The sequence below is a fragment of the Pedococcus sp. P2_E2 genome (assembly GCF_056403955.1).
The window spans coordinates 139,125-152,799 of sequence record NZ_JBFUEM010000003.1 but is presented as its reverse complement, the minus strand read 5'-3'; the positions used below and the strand labels follow the sequence as shown (position 1 = coordinate 152,799).

Here is a 13,675-nt window from a genome sequence, read left to right as displayed (position 1 = left end):
GACGCGGCCTAGCCCGGTAGCGCGAAGGGCAGGGTGATCCCGTCGAGCGCGCGACGGCACCCACAGGTCGCGTCGGCATCGGACTCCTCGGCGGGCATGGCGCCCAGAGCCGAACGCAGCACCTGCTTGAGCCCGTCGACATTCTCGGCGAAGACTGCCAGGACCTCCTCGTGCGTGACTGCCTCGCCACCGTCGACCCCGGCGTCGTGGTCGGTCACCAGGGCGATGGTCGTGAAGCACATCGCGAGCTCGCGGGCGATGGACGCCTCCGGCATGCCCGTCATCCCGACCACGGTCCAGCCGGCCTGCTGATGCCAGGTCGACTCGGCCTTGGACGAGAAGCGCGGCCCGTTGATGACCACCAAGGTCCCGGCGTCGGCCACGGACTTGCCTGCGGCAGTAGCAGACTCGACGGCGACGGCCCGCCCGCGCGGACAGTAGGGATCGGCGAAGCCCACGTGCACGACCGGCCCCTCCGCGGCATACACGGTGTGCTCGCGGCCCCAGGTGCGGTCGACCACCTGGTCGGGTACGACGATCGTGCCCGGTCCCAGCTCGGGGCGCAGCGAACCCACCGCGCACGGCGCGAGCACCTGGCGCACCCCGACCGAGCGCAGCGCCCACAGGTTGGCGCGGTAGTTCACCCGGTGCGGGGGAAACCGGTGTCCCTGGCCGTGCCGGGCGATGAAGGCGACGCGCCGCCCGTCGACCTCCCCGATCACCAGGTCGTCGCTCGGCTCGCCGAACGGGGTGCTCACGCTCACCCGCTCCGCGGCGTCGAAGAACTCGTAGAAGCCGGAGCCTCCGATCAGTCCCAGGTCGGCGCGGGGAGTCGTCGAGGTCATGTCAGCAGACTACGCAGCGCCGGGCCGCCCGCGCCTGCGCGTCACCGGCGCCTGTGGACGGGGACGCGACGACGCCCGCCCCTGTGGACAGGGACGGGCGATGTCGACGTATGCCGCGTGGTCGCCGCGGCACCAAGGGTTGGGTCAGGCGGCCGAACCGTCGGCGGACTTCGACGACGACGCGGCGGACGACGTGCTCTTCGACCCGGACCCGCTCGAGGTGCTCTTCGACTCGCTGGAGGAACTGCTCGACGACTCGCTGGAGGAGCTGCTCGACGAACCCGACGCACCCGAAGGGGCAGGGACGGAGGCGGACGAGCTGCTCCGGGAGTCGGTGCGGTAGAAGCCGCCACCCTTGAAGACGACCCCGACGGCGTTGAAGACCTTGCGGAGCCGGCCGTCGCACTCGGGGCAGACGGTCAGGGAGTCGTCGGTGAACGACTGCACCGCGTCGAAGCGGTGGTCGCACTCGGTGCAGGCGTAGGAGTACGTCGGCACGGGTTCCTCCAAAGGGGCGTTCTAGCTGGCGGTCGCGGGCCGCGACGCTGGCACTGTCATGGCTCGACTGCCAACTATAAGGCCGCGCGAGGCCTGCTTCTTCCCGCTGAACCCGTGAGGAGCCCCCGCCACGGGCCGGCCGGGGCGGCTACTTCTTCCCGCCGCCGTCCTTCCAGCCGGCCAGGCGGCCGTGCTGGCTGACCGAGCGGACCCTCTTCTCGGCCCGGCTCCTGGCCTCGGCGGTCGAGACGATCAGCAGCTGGTCGCCGCGGCGGATCACCGTGTTGTTCTCCGGCACGAAGCCCTTGCCCGCGCGCACCACGAGCGTCACGTTGGCGCCTTCGGGCAGCCGCAGCTCGAACACCTCGACCCCGTGCAGCCGGGACGCCGGTCCCACGGTCACCTGCATGAGTTCGGCCTGGAGCTCCTCGAGGGGTGTGGCCTCGACGGCGAGGTCGAGGGTGGCGTAGTCCTCGACGATGCCCAGCCTCTGGGCGACCCACGGCAGCGTTGGCGCCTGGACGAGGGTGAAGATGACCACGAGCACGAAGACGAGCTCGTAGATCCAGGGGACGTTCTTCGCGCCCACGGTGAGCGGCACGGTCGCGAGGACGACGGGAACGGCGCCGCGCAGGCCGGCCCACGACAGGAAGACCTGGTCGGGCCACCGGAGCCGAAAGGGCGAGACCGACACCAGCACCGACAGCGGTCGCGCGACGAGGAGCAGCACGAGGCCGATGACGATGGCAGGGACTATCTGGTCACCCATCTCGCCCGGCGACGCCAGCAGTCCGAGCAGCACGAACAGCCCGATCTGGGCGAGCCAGCCCAGGGCGGTCGAGAGCCCGAGGACCGCCGGCCCGTGGGGGAGCCGCAGGTTGCCCAGCACCAGGGCCGCGAGGTAGCAGGCGATGAAGCCGCTGGCGTGCGCACTGGCCGCCGCGGCATACGCAAGGACGGTGAGGGCGACCACCCCGATGCTGAACAGACCCGAGGAACCAGAGGCCGCTCGTCGCATGAACTGGCCGCCCGCCCACCCCACGGCGAGGCCGATCGCGGCACCGGCGCCGAGCTCGGCGACCGCCTTGAGCGCCAGGGTGACCCAGCTCTCTGCGTCCGCGGGGTCGGCCGACCGGGCGGCGAGGGCGGTCACGAGGATGACCACCGGGGCGTCGTTGAAGCCGGACTCGGCCTCGAGCATCCCGGTGATCCGCCGGGGGAGTGGCACGCGGCGCAGCACCGAGAACACTGCCGCGGCGTCGGTCGAGGACAGGATCGCGCCGATGAGCAGGGCGGTGTTCCAGTCGAGGTGCAGGACGAACCGCGCAGCCAGCGCGACCACGCCCACCGACACGATGACCCCGACGGTCGACAGCACGGCCGCAGGCCCGATCGAGCGGCGGATGCCCTCCCACCTGGTGCTCAGGCCGCCCTCGCTCAGGATGAGGATGAGGGCGGCGTAGCCGAGCACCTGGGTGAGCTCGTTGGAGTCGAACCGGATCTGGATGAATGGCCCCGCCTCACCGATGGCCAGGCCGATGCCGAGGTAGATCAGCAGCGAGGGCAGTCCCGACTTGAGGGAGAGCCGCACCGCGGCCACCGAGACGAGCAGGACGACCGAGCCGATGAGCAGCGCCGGGGTGAGGTCGTGCAGCGTGAACGAGCCCGACGCGTCGGACGCGATGGACCACGGCAGCCCACTCGGGGGGATCGCAGCGCGCACGGCCCGTCACGTCCTTTCCCTCGGTGTGGTGCGGATAGTCTCGCAGGGTGTCTCGCGCCCTTCTTGCCCGCCGCATTGCCGTGGCTGTGGCAGCCCTGCTCGTCGTCGTCATCGGAATTGTCGCGGTACTCGCGGTAACCTGGGTGCGTCGTCCGTTCCCCACGACCGAGGGGGAGATCAAGGTCCCTGGGCTGACCGGCAAGGTGAGCGTCCTGCGGGACGATCGCGGCATCCCGCAGATCTACGCCGACAGCGCCGACGACCTGTTCAAGGCACAGGGATTCGTCCACGCGCAGGACCGGTTCTTCGAGATGGACCTGCGCCGCCACATCACCGCTGGACGGCTCTCCGAGCTCGTCGGTCAGGCCGGTCTCAAGACCGACCTCGTGATCCGCACCCTCGGCTGGCGGCGGGTCGCCGAGGCCGAGCTGCCGACCCTCAAGCCCGAGACGCGCCGCTACCTGCAGGCCTACGCCGACGGGGTGAACGCCTACATCCACCGGCAGGGCAGCCCGTCGAACATGTCGCTCGAGTACGTCGTCCTCGGCCAGAAGGTCAACGACTACCGGGTCGAGGACTGGACACCGGCCGACTCCCTCGCGTGGCTCAAGGCGATGGCCTGGGACCTGCGCGGTGACTACAGCGCGGAGCTGATGCGGGCGCGCCTCGCGGGCTCGATGTCCACGGCCCAGATCAACGAGCTGTTCCCGCCCTATCCCTACGACACCAACAAGCCGATCCTCTCCCCCCAGGACTGGTCACCCAGCAGCTCCTCGACGTCGGCGAGCTCGGCCGTCCCGGCCGGCGACCTCGCCAAGGAGACCGGCAAGGACGCACAGCGCGCGTATGCCGTGGTGCAGCGTGCGCTCGCGGCGGTCCCGGAGACCATGGGTCGCGGTGACGGGATCGGGTCCAACTCGTGGGTCGTCGGCGGGAGTCGCACGAGCACCGGGAAACCGTTGCTGGCCAACGATCCCCACCTCGGCGTCTCGATCCCCGGCATCTGGTACCAGGTCGGTCTGCACTGCCGGTCGGTCAGCAGCAGCTGTCCCTTCGACGTGGCCGGCTACTCGTTCTCGGGGCTGCCCGGTGTGGTCATCGGCCACAACCAGTCGATCGCGTGGGGCTTCACCAACCTCGGACCCGACGTGAGCGACTTCTTCCTCGAGCAGGTGCGGGGCAACACCTACCTGCGCGACGGCAAGCAGGTCCCGCTCACCATGCGCACCGAGACGATCAAGATCGGTGGCGGCGGTGAGCAGACCATCACGGTCCGCAGCACCGTCCACGGCCCGATCCTCTCCGACGCCCTCGAGAGCGTCGCGAGCGCCGGTGAGAGTCCACCTGTCAACGGGCGCCCGAGCCCGGGGTCCTACGAGGTCGCGCTGCAGTGGACCGGCATCGAGGTGAGCCAGACCGCCGATGCGATCTTCGGGCTCAACACCGCCCAGAACTTCGACCAGGTCCGCACTGCCGCAGAGCAGTTCGCCGTTCCCGCGCAGAACCTCCTCTACGCCGACACGGCCGGCAACATCGGCTACCAGGCGCCGGGGCGGATCCCGATCCGCAGCCGCTACATGGAGGCCGCTCCGGGCTACTGGATCAGGCCGGGCTGGGTGTCGTCGTGGGACTGGCAGGGCTACGTGCCCTTCGACTCGATGCCTCACACCTACAACCCGTCCGAGGGTTTCATCGTCGCGGCCAACCAGGCCGTCACCGAGAGCGGAAACCCCTTCCTCACGACCGAGTGGGACTACGGCTTCCGGAGCCAGCGCATCCGCTCACTCCTGGAGAAGAACACCAAGGTCACCCCGGCCACCATGTCGTCGATCCAGGGCGACACCCGGAGCCAGTTCGCACCCACCCTGGTCAAGGCGCTGCTCAAGGTCGACCTGGGGCGCGACGACTTCACCAAGCAGGCGCAGGAGCTGCTTCGTGGCTGGGACTACACGAACCCGGTGGGCAAGAGCGAGTCCGGCGCGGCTGCGGCCTACTACAACGCGGTCTGGTCGAGCCTGCTGGACCTGACGTTCGACGACGAGCTCCCGAAGGACCTGCGCGCCGATGGTGGCGACCAGTGGATGCAGGCGGTCTCGGTGCTGCTGAGCAAGCCGCGCTCCGCCTGGTGGGACGACAAGCGCACCCCCGGGGTCGCCGAGGGCCAGTCGGAGATCCTGCGCAAGGCGATGGTCAAGGCACGGCTCGACCTGACGATGGAGCTGGGCAAGGAGCCCGGGGAGTGGCAGTGGGGCCAGCTGCACCAGCTCACCCTGACGCACCAGGTGCTCGGCGGCGAGGACGTGCCCGGCATCGTGGCCAAGCTCTTCAACCGCGGACCCATCAACATGCCGGGGGGTTCGGCCATCGTGGACGCCAACGGCTGGAACGCCGCCTGCACCACGACCGAGCCACCCGAGGAGTGCACGAAGGGCCAGGGCTACGGCGTCGACTGGGCGCCGTCGATGCGGATGGTGGTGGACCTGTCCAACCTGGACAAGTCGCGCTGGGTCAACCAGACCGGCAACAGCGGTCACGCCTTCGCCGACCACTACAACGACCAGACCGACGCCTGGGCCAAGAACGAGCTGTTCGACTGGCCGTTCAGCGAGAAGGCCGTCCGGGATGCCGGTGGCGACGAGCTGAGCCTGGTCCCCAGCGGCTCGTCGAGCTGAGCTCAGTCGCCCGACTGAGCCGGCAGCGTGGGCAGGGCGCGCGAGGTCCCCGGCCCGACTTCGACGACCCCCGTCTCGGCCGTCATGACCGCGTGCACGCGGCGGTCGTGCGGCTCGCTCGGCAGGTCCTCGTCCAGCAGCTCCCACGGGTGGACCACCGCGACCAGGTGCGCGCTGGTCCGGGGGATCACCCGGTCGTAGCATCCCTTGCCCCGCCCGATCCGGGTCCCGGACCGGTCAACCCCCTGGGCTGGCAGGAACACCACGGCGGCCCGGGCGATGGCCTCCTTGCCGAGCGGCTCCTCCGCGCCCCGGGCCTCCTCGCTGCCCCGAGCCTCCTCGTTGCCTACCTGGCGCCAGTCCAGGTCCCAGTCCTCGAGGGTCACGGGCACCATCACCCGTATGCCGCGCGCGGACAATGCCTCGATCATCGCCTCCGTGGGCGGCTCCAGCGGCGTGGCCTCGTAGGCGGCGACCCAGTCGCCGCGAACCAGCCCACCGGCATACACGAGCTCGAGGGCGGACAGGGCAAGCTCCTCCGCGTCGCGGGCGCGGTCGCGCCCGGGCACGCGTTCGCGGCGCAAGGCGCTCAGGCGCTGTCGCACGGCGGTCTTGGTGGACAGGGGCACCTCCAGATCGTCCCACTAGGCTGCCCGTCATGAGCAAGGAAGGGTTGGCGCAGGCGGTCGCACGCATGACCGAGCGGGGGGTCGACCCGATGGCGATCCACGTGTTCGAGGACGCCTACGCCCAGCTGGAGGCGGGCAGGACCGGCCTGATCGCGGAGGACGACATCGAGCCCCTGCGCGACGTGACGACGCTCGAGAGCATCACGGTGGACCCTGCCGACCCAGCCGACCCTGCCGACGGGGACGAGGTGACCGAGGCACTGGCCCGCACGGCCGTCATCAAGCTCAACGGTGGCCTGGGCACCAGCATGGGGCTGTCCGGCCCGAAGTCGGTGCTCGAGGTCCGCGACGGGCTGACCTTCCTCGACGTCGTGGCCCGGCAGGTGCTCGCCCTGCGCGAGCGGCACGGGGTCAAGGTCCCGCTCGTGCTGATGAACTCCTTCCGCACCCGCGACGAGTCCCTGGCAGCTCTGGCGGGGTACCCCGACCTTGCCATCGACGGGCTGCCGCTCGACTTCCTGCAGAACGCCGAGCCCAAGCTGCGGGCCGACGACCTCGCGCCGGTGTCGTGGCCCGACGACCCGGACCTCGAGTGGTGCCCTCCGGGGCACGGAGACGTCTATGTGGCCCTGGTGGCGAGCGGTGTGCTCGCAGCGTTGCGGGACAAGGGATTTCGCTACGCGTTCCTGTCCAACTCCGACAACCTCGGGGCCACGTGCGACCCCGCGATCCCGGCCTGGATGGCACGGGAGTCCATCCCCTACGTGTCCGAGGTGTGCGAGCGCACTGCCAACGACCGCAAGGGTGGCCACCTGGCCCTGCGTCGCAGCGACGGCAGGGTGGTGCTGCGCGAGAGCGCCATGGTGGCACCGGAGGACCAGGAGCACTTCCAGGACACCCAGAGGCACTCGCTCTTCCACGCCAACAACCTGTGGGTGGACCTCGACGCCCTCGAGGCCCAGATGTCGGCCAGGGACGGCGTCCTCGGCCTGCCCATCATCGTMAACCGCAAGACTGTCGACCCGGGTCGCAAGGACTCGACCCCGGTGATCCAGGTCGAGTCGGCCATGGGGACCGCGATCGAGGTGTTCGACGGGTCGCGCGCCCTGCACGTGCCCAGGCGCCGGTTCCGACCGGTGAAGACGACCAACGAGCTGCTCATGCTGCGCTCGGACCTCTACGGCTTCGGTGACGGGTTCGACGTGGTGGCCCAGTCGCCGCGACCCGACCCGCGGGTCGACCTCGACGACCACTACACGCTGATCCACGAGTTCGACTCCCGCTTCCCCGGCGGCGCCCCCTCCATGATCGAGTGCACGTCCCTCACGGTGCGCGGTGACGTGACCTTCGGCGCGCAGATCCGGTGCGTGGGCGACGTGGTGGTCGAGGCGGACGAGCCGCGCACCATTCCCGACGGCAGCACCCTCCCTCAGGCAGAAGGAGCGACCACCCCGTGATCAGCGTCGAAGAGCACCTGGACCGAATCCTGAGCACCGTCAAGGTGATCCGTCCGTTCGACCTCGGGGTTCTCGACGCCCAGGGCTGCATCCTCGCGGCCGACGTCGAGGCCCGTGGGTCGCTGCCGGGCTTCACCAACTCCGCGATGGACGGGTATGCCGTGCACGCCGCGGACATCGCGACCGCCAGTGCCGAGTCCCCGGTGGTCCTGCCCGTCGTCAACGACATCGCGGCGGGCAACACCAAGGCGTGGTCGCTGGCCACCGGCCAGACCATGCGCATCATGACCGGCGCTCCGATGCCCCACGGCGCAGACGCCGTCGTGCCGGTCGAGGCGACCGACGGTGGGGTGGTGCGGGTGGAGATCCGGGAGCGCCGCGCCGTGGGTTCGCACGTGCGCGAGGTCGGTGAGGACGTCGAGGCCGGCAACGTCGTTCTGCGCCGTGGCACCCTGCTCGGTCCCGGACAGATCGCCCTGCTGGCGGCGGCCGGGACGGCGCGCGTGCGGGTCGTCCCCCGGCCGCGGGTCGTCGTCATCTCGACCGGGGACGAGCTCGTCGAGGTGGGTCGCACTCCGGGTTTCGGCCAGATCGTCGACTCCAACTCGGTCATGCTGACCGCCGCCGTGACCGCGGTGGGCGCCACTCCGTTCCGGGTCGGTGGGGTCCCGGACGACGCCCGCACCCTGATGGAGACCCTCGAGGGCCAGCTCGTCCGCGCCGACGTCATCATCACGACCGGCGGCGTCTCGATGGGAGCCTTCGACACCGTCAAGGAGGTCCTGTCCCGCGTCGGCACGATGCAGTTCGACAAGGTGGCGATGCGCCCCGGCATGCCCCAGGGGTTCGGGGTGCTCGGCGAGGAACAGGTCCCCGTGTTCACCCTGCCCGGCAACCCCGTGAGCGCACTGGTGTCGTTCCACGTGTTCGTCGCACCGGCGCTCCGGGCCATGGCCGGCCGCCCCGAACCGTCCTACCCGCCGGGCTACGTCCCCGCCGTGGCGGCCGAGCCGTTCGGCTCGGTCAAGGGCAAGATGGAGTTCGTGCGGGTGATCCTCGACGACGACCGGGCCCGACTCGCCGGGGGCCAGGGGTCGCACATGCTCGGTGCGCTCGCAGCGGCCGACGCGCTGGCTGTCATCCCCGAAGACGTCGTGGACGTCGCCGCGGGCGACGAGCTGATGTGCCTGCCACTGCTGGGCCGGGAGGGGATGTGAGCCTCGACCCCGCTGAGCGTCCGCGGCCTCCGGGGCTGACGCACGTGCGACCGGACGGGTCGGCGCACATGGTCGACGTCTCCGCCAAGGACGTGACTGCCCGACAGGCCTCAGCAGCAGGTCGGGTCTTGCTGTCGTCCGAGGCGGTGGCCGCGCTACGCGGCGGGAACGTGCCCAAGGGTGACGCGCTCGCAGTCGCGCGGATCGCCGGCATCCAGGCCGTCAAGCGCACCCCTGAGCTGATCCCGCTCGCCCACCCGATCGCCGTCCACGCGGTCGAGGTCGACCTGGCGGTGGCCGACGACGGCGTCGACATCGGCGCCACTGTCCGCACCGCCGACCGCACGGGCATCGAGATGGAGGCGCTGACCGCCGTCGCGGTCGCGGCCCTCGCCCTCGTCGACATGGTCAAGGCGGTCGACAAGCACGCCCGGATCACCGACATCCGCGTCACCGCCAAGTCTGGCGGCCGTTCCGGCGACTGGGTGGAACAGCCGTGAACACGGCGGTCGTCATCACGTGCTCGACCCGCGCCGCTGGTGGCGTCTATCCCGACCGCGGCGGCCCCCTCATCGTCGAGGCGTTGCGGCAGTGGGGATTCGAGGTGGGCGACGCCGTGGTCGTGCCTGACGGCCCAGCGGTCGGTGAGGCGCTCGCGGAGGCCCTGGCCGGCATACCTGGGGTGATCGTCACCACGGGTGGCACGGGGCTGTCGCCCACGGACCGCACCCCCGAAGCGACGCGGGCCGTGCTCGACCGCGAGGTGCCCGGGTTGGCCGAAGCCATCCGCGGCGCCGGGCTCGCGGGCGGCGTGCCGACGGCGGCCCTGTCGCGCGGCCTGGCGGGAGTCGCGGGCAGCACCCTGGTGGTCAACCTGCCCGGGTCGACCGGGGGGGTCCGCGACGGGCTGGGGGTGCTCGAAGCCGTGCTGCCGCACGCACTCTCGCAGATTCGCGGCGGCGACCACTGATGGCCGTCTGGCCCGTCGAGCTCCGGGGAAGAACCCCGGGCGGGGAGCAGCTGCTGCTCGACCCGCTGCGTCGTCGGGACCGGGCCGAGTGGACTGAGGTGCGCAGCCGCAACCGCGAGTGGTTGGGGCCCTGGGATGCGACCTCGCCCAGCCAGGAAGCGCACTACGTCTCGTTCGCCGGGCTGGTGCGGCACTACCGCACGGAGGCGCGGGCCGGGCGGATGCTGCCGCTCACGATCCGGCTCGAGGGTCGCATCGTGGGTCAGATGGTGCTGTTCGGCATCTCCTACGGGTCACTGCTGTCGCTCTCGGCGGGGTACTGGGTGGACGAGTCGGTCGCCGGGCGCGGCGTCGCCCCGGTGGCCCTGGCCCTCGCCGGCGACCACGCCCTGGGCTCCATGAAGCTGCACCGCATCGAGGTCAACATCCGCCCCGAGAACGCCAACAGCCTGGCCGTCGTGCGCAAGCTGGGCTTTCGCGACGAAGGGGTGCGGGCGGCATACCTGCACATCGACGGGGCCTGGCGCGACCACCGCACCTTCGCCCTGACGACCGAGGACCTGGGCGGACAATCCCTGCTCGAGCGATTGCACACCAACCACACCAGTCACATTGGCGACACACCGCCCCACGTCCCCGGTGCGCCCGCGCAAGAGACCTAGCCTCGTATCCGTGCAGCCCAGCAGTCTTGTCTTCCTCGTCATCATCGCGGTTTGGGCTGCCTATTTCGTGCAGTACTGGGTGCGTCGTCGCGAGCACCTCGCCACCGCGCGCTCGGTCGACCAGTTCTCCGAGTCGATGCGCGTCCTCGAGCGCCGCAGCCCGCTGCCCGCGACCAACCTCTCGACGCCGCAACCGCGTTCGTATGCCGTGACTCCGGCGCGCGCCGCGCGTCCCCAGGTGCTCGTGAAGCGTGCCGAGACCGCCCACGTCGAGGTGCCGACCCCACCGGAGGCCGAACGCCCGGCTCCCAGGACCAACCCCGCAGTGGCCCGGCGCAACCGGGCCCTGATCATGCTGGGCGCCCTGTCGACGGTCGTCGTGGCCGTGCCGCTCGTGGCGCTCTCGCTGCTCCCGCTGCTCACCCTGCTGGTGCCGCTGGTGTCCGTCGGCGGCGCCGTGGCCTGGGCCCGCTCCGCGGCGCAGGCCGAACGTCGCTCCCGTGTCGCGTCCCGCCCCGCCCGTTCGGAGCGCTCTGAGCAGGTGCAGCGTCCGGTCCAGTCGCGACCGATGGCTTCCCACCCGGTCGACGCCGTCGATGTCGACGTTGCCGAGCGCGTCGAGGTCGAGGCGGTCGTCGACGCCGAGCCCCTCGCCGCGCAGCCGGCCAAGCCGGAGCTGTTCGACTTCCAGGCAGGCACTGTGGAGGTGGCCGCGCCCGCCGCGGTCACGCCCGAAGCCGGGCGCGTCCCGGCCCGCATGCTCGTGGACGAGGACGACATCCCGCTGACCTGGGATCCCGTGCCCGTGCCGCGTCCGACCTACACGATGAAGTCCCGCGTGACCCGTCCCGCCCCCACGTCCGCGGACCTGGTCGGCGACGCGGACACCGAGTACGCGGCATACGAGGACCTCCCCGAGCGCCGGGTCGCCGGCGCCTGACCCGCGCGCCGCCAGACCCGCGCGCCGCCAGACCCTCGCGTTGGTCGACCCTCGCGTCGCCAGCGGCGGCGCGGTGGGGGACGGGTGGACTACCTGTTGCCCCACACCGCCTGCGCGCCCGAGTCACCGGTGAGGACCACCATCGTCCCGGTGCCCACGGCGCTGGCGACTACGAGGATCCCCAGCAGGGCGCGCGGCACCGTGGCCGTGCCACGACGCAGGTAGAGCCACTGGGCGAGGGTCGTCACCGCGAGGGCCGCGGCCCAGGGGAGCACCTTGTCGCCGTAGTTCTCGTGCTCCTTGAGGAAGGGCGGGTTGCCGAGCTTGGCGGCGAGGTCGTTGCCGGCCCGGGTCGTGACGGGCACGGCGAGCGCGCCGATCACGGCGCCGAGGGGGACCAGGAAGGTCAGCTTGCGCTGGGCGGCGGGCCAGGCGCTCACGAGCACCGCGGCGGCGGAGGTCAGCGGCAGGAGCACGACGACGAGGTGCACGAGCAGGACGTGGGCCGGAAGTCCGTTGATCTCCATGACCGAGGAACGTAGCCGAGCCCCCCGGGGTTCACGCGCTGAACCACGCGCGTCGCTGTCTCGTCCTTTACGGCGAGTCCCCGGTGCGGGGAGGATCGGTGGTGTCGACTGGGCGGGAGGAATGCCGGACGTGGCGACGAGTCAGCGGGAAGTGGCTCTGCAGGGCCTGCACGATCGCCATGCGTCGGAGCTCTGGCGTTTCGCGCTGCGGCTGACCCGGGACCCACAGGTCGCCGAGGACGTCGTGCAGGAGTCGTTGCTGCGTGCCTGGCGCGACCCCGGGCTCGGCACCCGCTCGGAACAACAGGCGCGAGCCTGGCTGTTCACGGTGGTCCGCAACCTGGTGGTGGACCGCTGGCGCAGTGCCGCGTCACGGCACGAGGTCGCGGGAATCGACTTCGTCGAGCCGGGCGTCGGCGACCGGTCCGGTGAGGTCCTGGACCGCTGGCTGCTGACCGATGCGCTCTCCTCCGTCTCGCGCGAGCACCGGCAGGTCATCGCTGCCGCCTACTACGAAGGGAGAACCGTGGCCGAGATCGCGGCCGAGCTGAAGGTGCCGGAGGGGACCGTGAAGTCGCGGCTCCACTACGGGTTGCGCAGCCTGCGACTGGTCCTGCAGGAGAAAGGGGTGACCGGACGATGAGCGCCCCCGACGAGTACACCGACTGGGATGCCGCCTACGTGCTGGGCGCCCTGGCCGTGGCGGAGCGCCGCGAGTACGAAGAGCACCTCGCGGGGTGTCCCGCCTGCCGCGCCGCGGTGGCCGAGCTGGCCGGGCTGCCGGGCCTGCTCGCTCAGCTGCCACCCGGCGAGGTCCTCGCCATCGACCTTGGCGGCACGGGCGGTTCGGGAGGTGCCGCCGGCGTGGATGCCGATCGCGACGTCCTCAACCTCGAGCCCCCGGCCTCGTTGATGCCCGCCCTCCCGACCCGTCCCACCGGACTCGGTCGCAGCACCTGGTTGGCTCCCGTGGCCGCCGCAGCGGCCGCCCTCCTCATCGGAGGCGTCGGCGGGTATGCCGCCTCGAACGCCTGGCGGGACGGCCCACCTTCCGGCGGCACCGGCTCGACGACCGGGCCGACCCTGCCCGGAGGCGTGGTGGCGGGGCGGTTGGCGTTCACCGCGGTAGAACCGTCCCTGATGACGGCCGTCGTCGACGTCGTGCCCATCGCGAATGGCACCGAGCTGCGTGTCGAGTGCCAGTACGCCCGCCAGACGGGCAGTGCAGGGAGCACGACCGGAACCGGCAGCCCGAGCGGCACCCGGACCTCCAGCAGCTCCGGTGGTTCAGGAGGCGCTGCTGGTTCCGGTGGTGACTACCGGATCAACTACGCGATCTGGGTCGTGGACCGGGCCGGGCGAGCCACCGAGCTGCGGGACTGGACCGCACGGCCTGACCGCATCATGCACCCGGTCGGGGTGTCCACCCTTCCGGTGGCGCAGATCGCGGCCGTGGAGATCCGCCAGGTCGACACCGGTCACACGGTGATGCGAGCGAGCCTGACCTGACCTGCGGCACGACTGTTTTCCGTCGC

14 protein-coding genes and 1 pseudogene are annotated in these 13,675 nt (G+C 71.2%); 10 read left to right on the top strand and 5 right to left on the bottom strand.

Annotated elements, in window-relative coordinates:
* Positions 1-8 precede the first annotated feature (8 nt).
* Positions 9-845, bottom strand: a complete 837-nt coding sequence (locus tag AC1DWR_RS08975; protein WP_477624273.1) for an S-methyl-5'-thioadenosine phosphorylase — start codon at positions 843-845, stop codon at positions 9-11.
* On the opposite strand from AC1DWR_RS08975, the gene AC1DWR_RS08970 reads away from it, so the two are divergent.
* Positions 844-1,188 (top strand): hypothetical protein, encoded by a 345-nt coding sequence (locus AC1DWR_RS08970; RefSeq protein WP_477624332.1) that lies wholly within the window; start codon positions 844-846, stop codon positions 1,186-1,188. The genes AC1DWR_RS08975 and AC1DWR_RS08970 overlap by 2 nt on opposite strands.
* Before the next feature lie 14 nt (positions 1,189-1,202).
* Here AC1DWR_RS08970 and AC1DWR_RS08965 read toward each other — a convergent pair.
* Together AC1DWR_RS08965 and AC1DWR_RS08960 are read right to left on the bottom strand one after the other, a co-directional pair.
* Positions 1,203-1,343, bottom strand: a pseudogene (locus AC1DWR_RS08965) (FmdB family zinc ribbon protein); the annotation flags it as partial.
* Between the two features lie 148 nt (positions 1,344-1,491).
* A complete protein-coding gene (locus AC1DWR_RS08960) occupies positions 1,492-3,066 on the bottom strand; it encodes a potassium/proton antiporter (protein WP_477624272.1) in 1,575 nt (524 codons plus the stop codon).
* A 47-nt stretch (positions 3,067-3,113) separates the two neighbouring features.
* Between AC1DWR_RS08960 and AC1DWR_RS08955 the strand changes: the two genes are divergently transcribed.
* A complete protein-coding gene (locus tag AC1DWR_RS08955; protein WP_477624271.1) occupies positions 3,114-5,738 on the top strand; it encodes a penicillin acylase family protein in 2,625 nt (874 codons plus the stop codon).
* 2 nt (positions 5,739-5,740) lie between these two features.
* Here the strand turns inward: AC1DWR_RS08955 and AC1DWR_RS08950 are convergent, their stop codons facing one another.
* Entirely contained in the window at positions 5,741-6,367 is a 627-nt protein-coding gene (locus AC1DWR_RS08950; RefSeq protein ID WP_477624270.1) for a 5-formyltetrahydrofolate cyclo-ligase, read from the bottom strand.
* Between the two features lie 29 nt (positions 6,368-6,396).
* Here AC1DWR_RS08950 and AC1DWR_RS08945 point away from each other — a divergent pair, with 29 nt between their 5' ends.
* From AC1DWR_RS08945 to AC1DWR_RS08920, 6 genes are all read left to right on the top strand, one after another.
* Positions 6,397-7,824, top strand: a complete 1,428-nt coding sequence (locus AC1DWR_RS08945) for a UTP--glucose-1-phosphate uridylyltransferase (protein WP_477624269.1) — start codon at positions 6,397-6,399, stop codon at positions 7,822-7,824.
* Positions 7,821-9,041: a molybdotransferase-like divisome protein Glp gene (gene glp / locus AC1DWR_RS08940; RefSeq protein ID WP_477616034.1), complete on the top strand. Its 1,221-nt coding sequence runs from the start codon at positions 7,821-7,823 to the stop codon at positions 9,039-9,041. Before AC1DWR_RS08945 ends, glp begins: the two co-directional genes overlap by 4 nt.
* Positions 9,042-9,109: 68 nt before the next feature.
* Complete coding sequence (moaC, locus tag AC1DWR_RS08935; protein WP_477624327.1) at positions 9,110-9,541, top strand: cyclic pyranopterin monophosphate synthase MoaC; 432 nt, start codon at positions 9,110-9,112, stop codon at positions 9,539-9,541.
* Positions 9,538-10,011, top strand: a complete 474-nt coding sequence (locus AC1DWR_RS08930; protein WP_477616032.1) for a MogA/MoaB family molybdenum cofactor biosynthesis protein — start codon at positions 9,538-9,540, stop codon at positions 10,009-10,011. The genes moaC and AC1DWR_RS08930 overlap by 4 nt, the downstream gene beginning before the upstream one ends.
* Positions 10,011-10,673, top strand: coding sequence for a GNAT family N-acetyltransferase (locus AC1DWR_RS08925; protein ID WP_477624268.1), 663 nt, complete (start codon positions 10,011-10,013; stop codon positions 10,671-10,673). The genes AC1DWR_RS08930 and AC1DWR_RS08925 overlap by 1 nt, the downstream gene beginning before the upstream one ends.
* A gap of 10 nt (positions 10,674-10,683) precedes the next feature.
* Positions 10,684-11,613 (top strand): hypothetical protein, encoded by a 930-nt coding sequence (locus AC1DWR_RS08920; RefSeq protein WP_477624267.1) that lies wholly within the window; start codon positions 10,684-10,686, stop codon positions 11,611-11,613.
* Between the two features lie 89 nt (positions 11,614-11,702).
* Here the strand turns inward: AC1DWR_RS08920 and AC1DWR_RS08915 are convergent, their stop codons facing one another.
* Complete coding sequence (locus AC1DWR_RS08915) at positions 11,703-12,140, bottom strand: DUF2231 domain-containing protein (RefSeq protein ID WP_477616029.1); 438 nt, start codon at positions 12,138-12,140, stop codon at positions 11,703-11,705.
* A gap of 130 nt (positions 12,141-12,270) precedes the next feature.
* On the opposite strand from AC1DWR_RS08915, the gene AC1DWR_RS08910 reads away from it, so the two are divergent.
* Both AC1DWR_RS08910 and AC1DWR_RS08905 read left to right on the top strand, forming a co-directional pair.
* Positions 12,271-12,783, top strand: coding sequence for a sigma-70 family RNA polymerase sigma factor (locus tag AC1DWR_RS08910; protein WP_477616028.1), 513 nt, complete (start codon positions 12,271-12,273; stop codon positions 12,781-12,783).
* Positions 12,780-13,649, top strand: a complete 870-nt coding sequence (locus AC1DWR_RS08905) for an anti-sigma factor family protein (RefSeq protein ID WP_477616027.1) — start codon at positions 12,780-12,782, stop codon at positions 13,647-13,649. Before AC1DWR_RS08910 ends, AC1DWR_RS08905 begins: the two co-directional genes overlap by 4 nt.
* Positions 13,650-13,675: the final 26 nt, after the last annotated feature.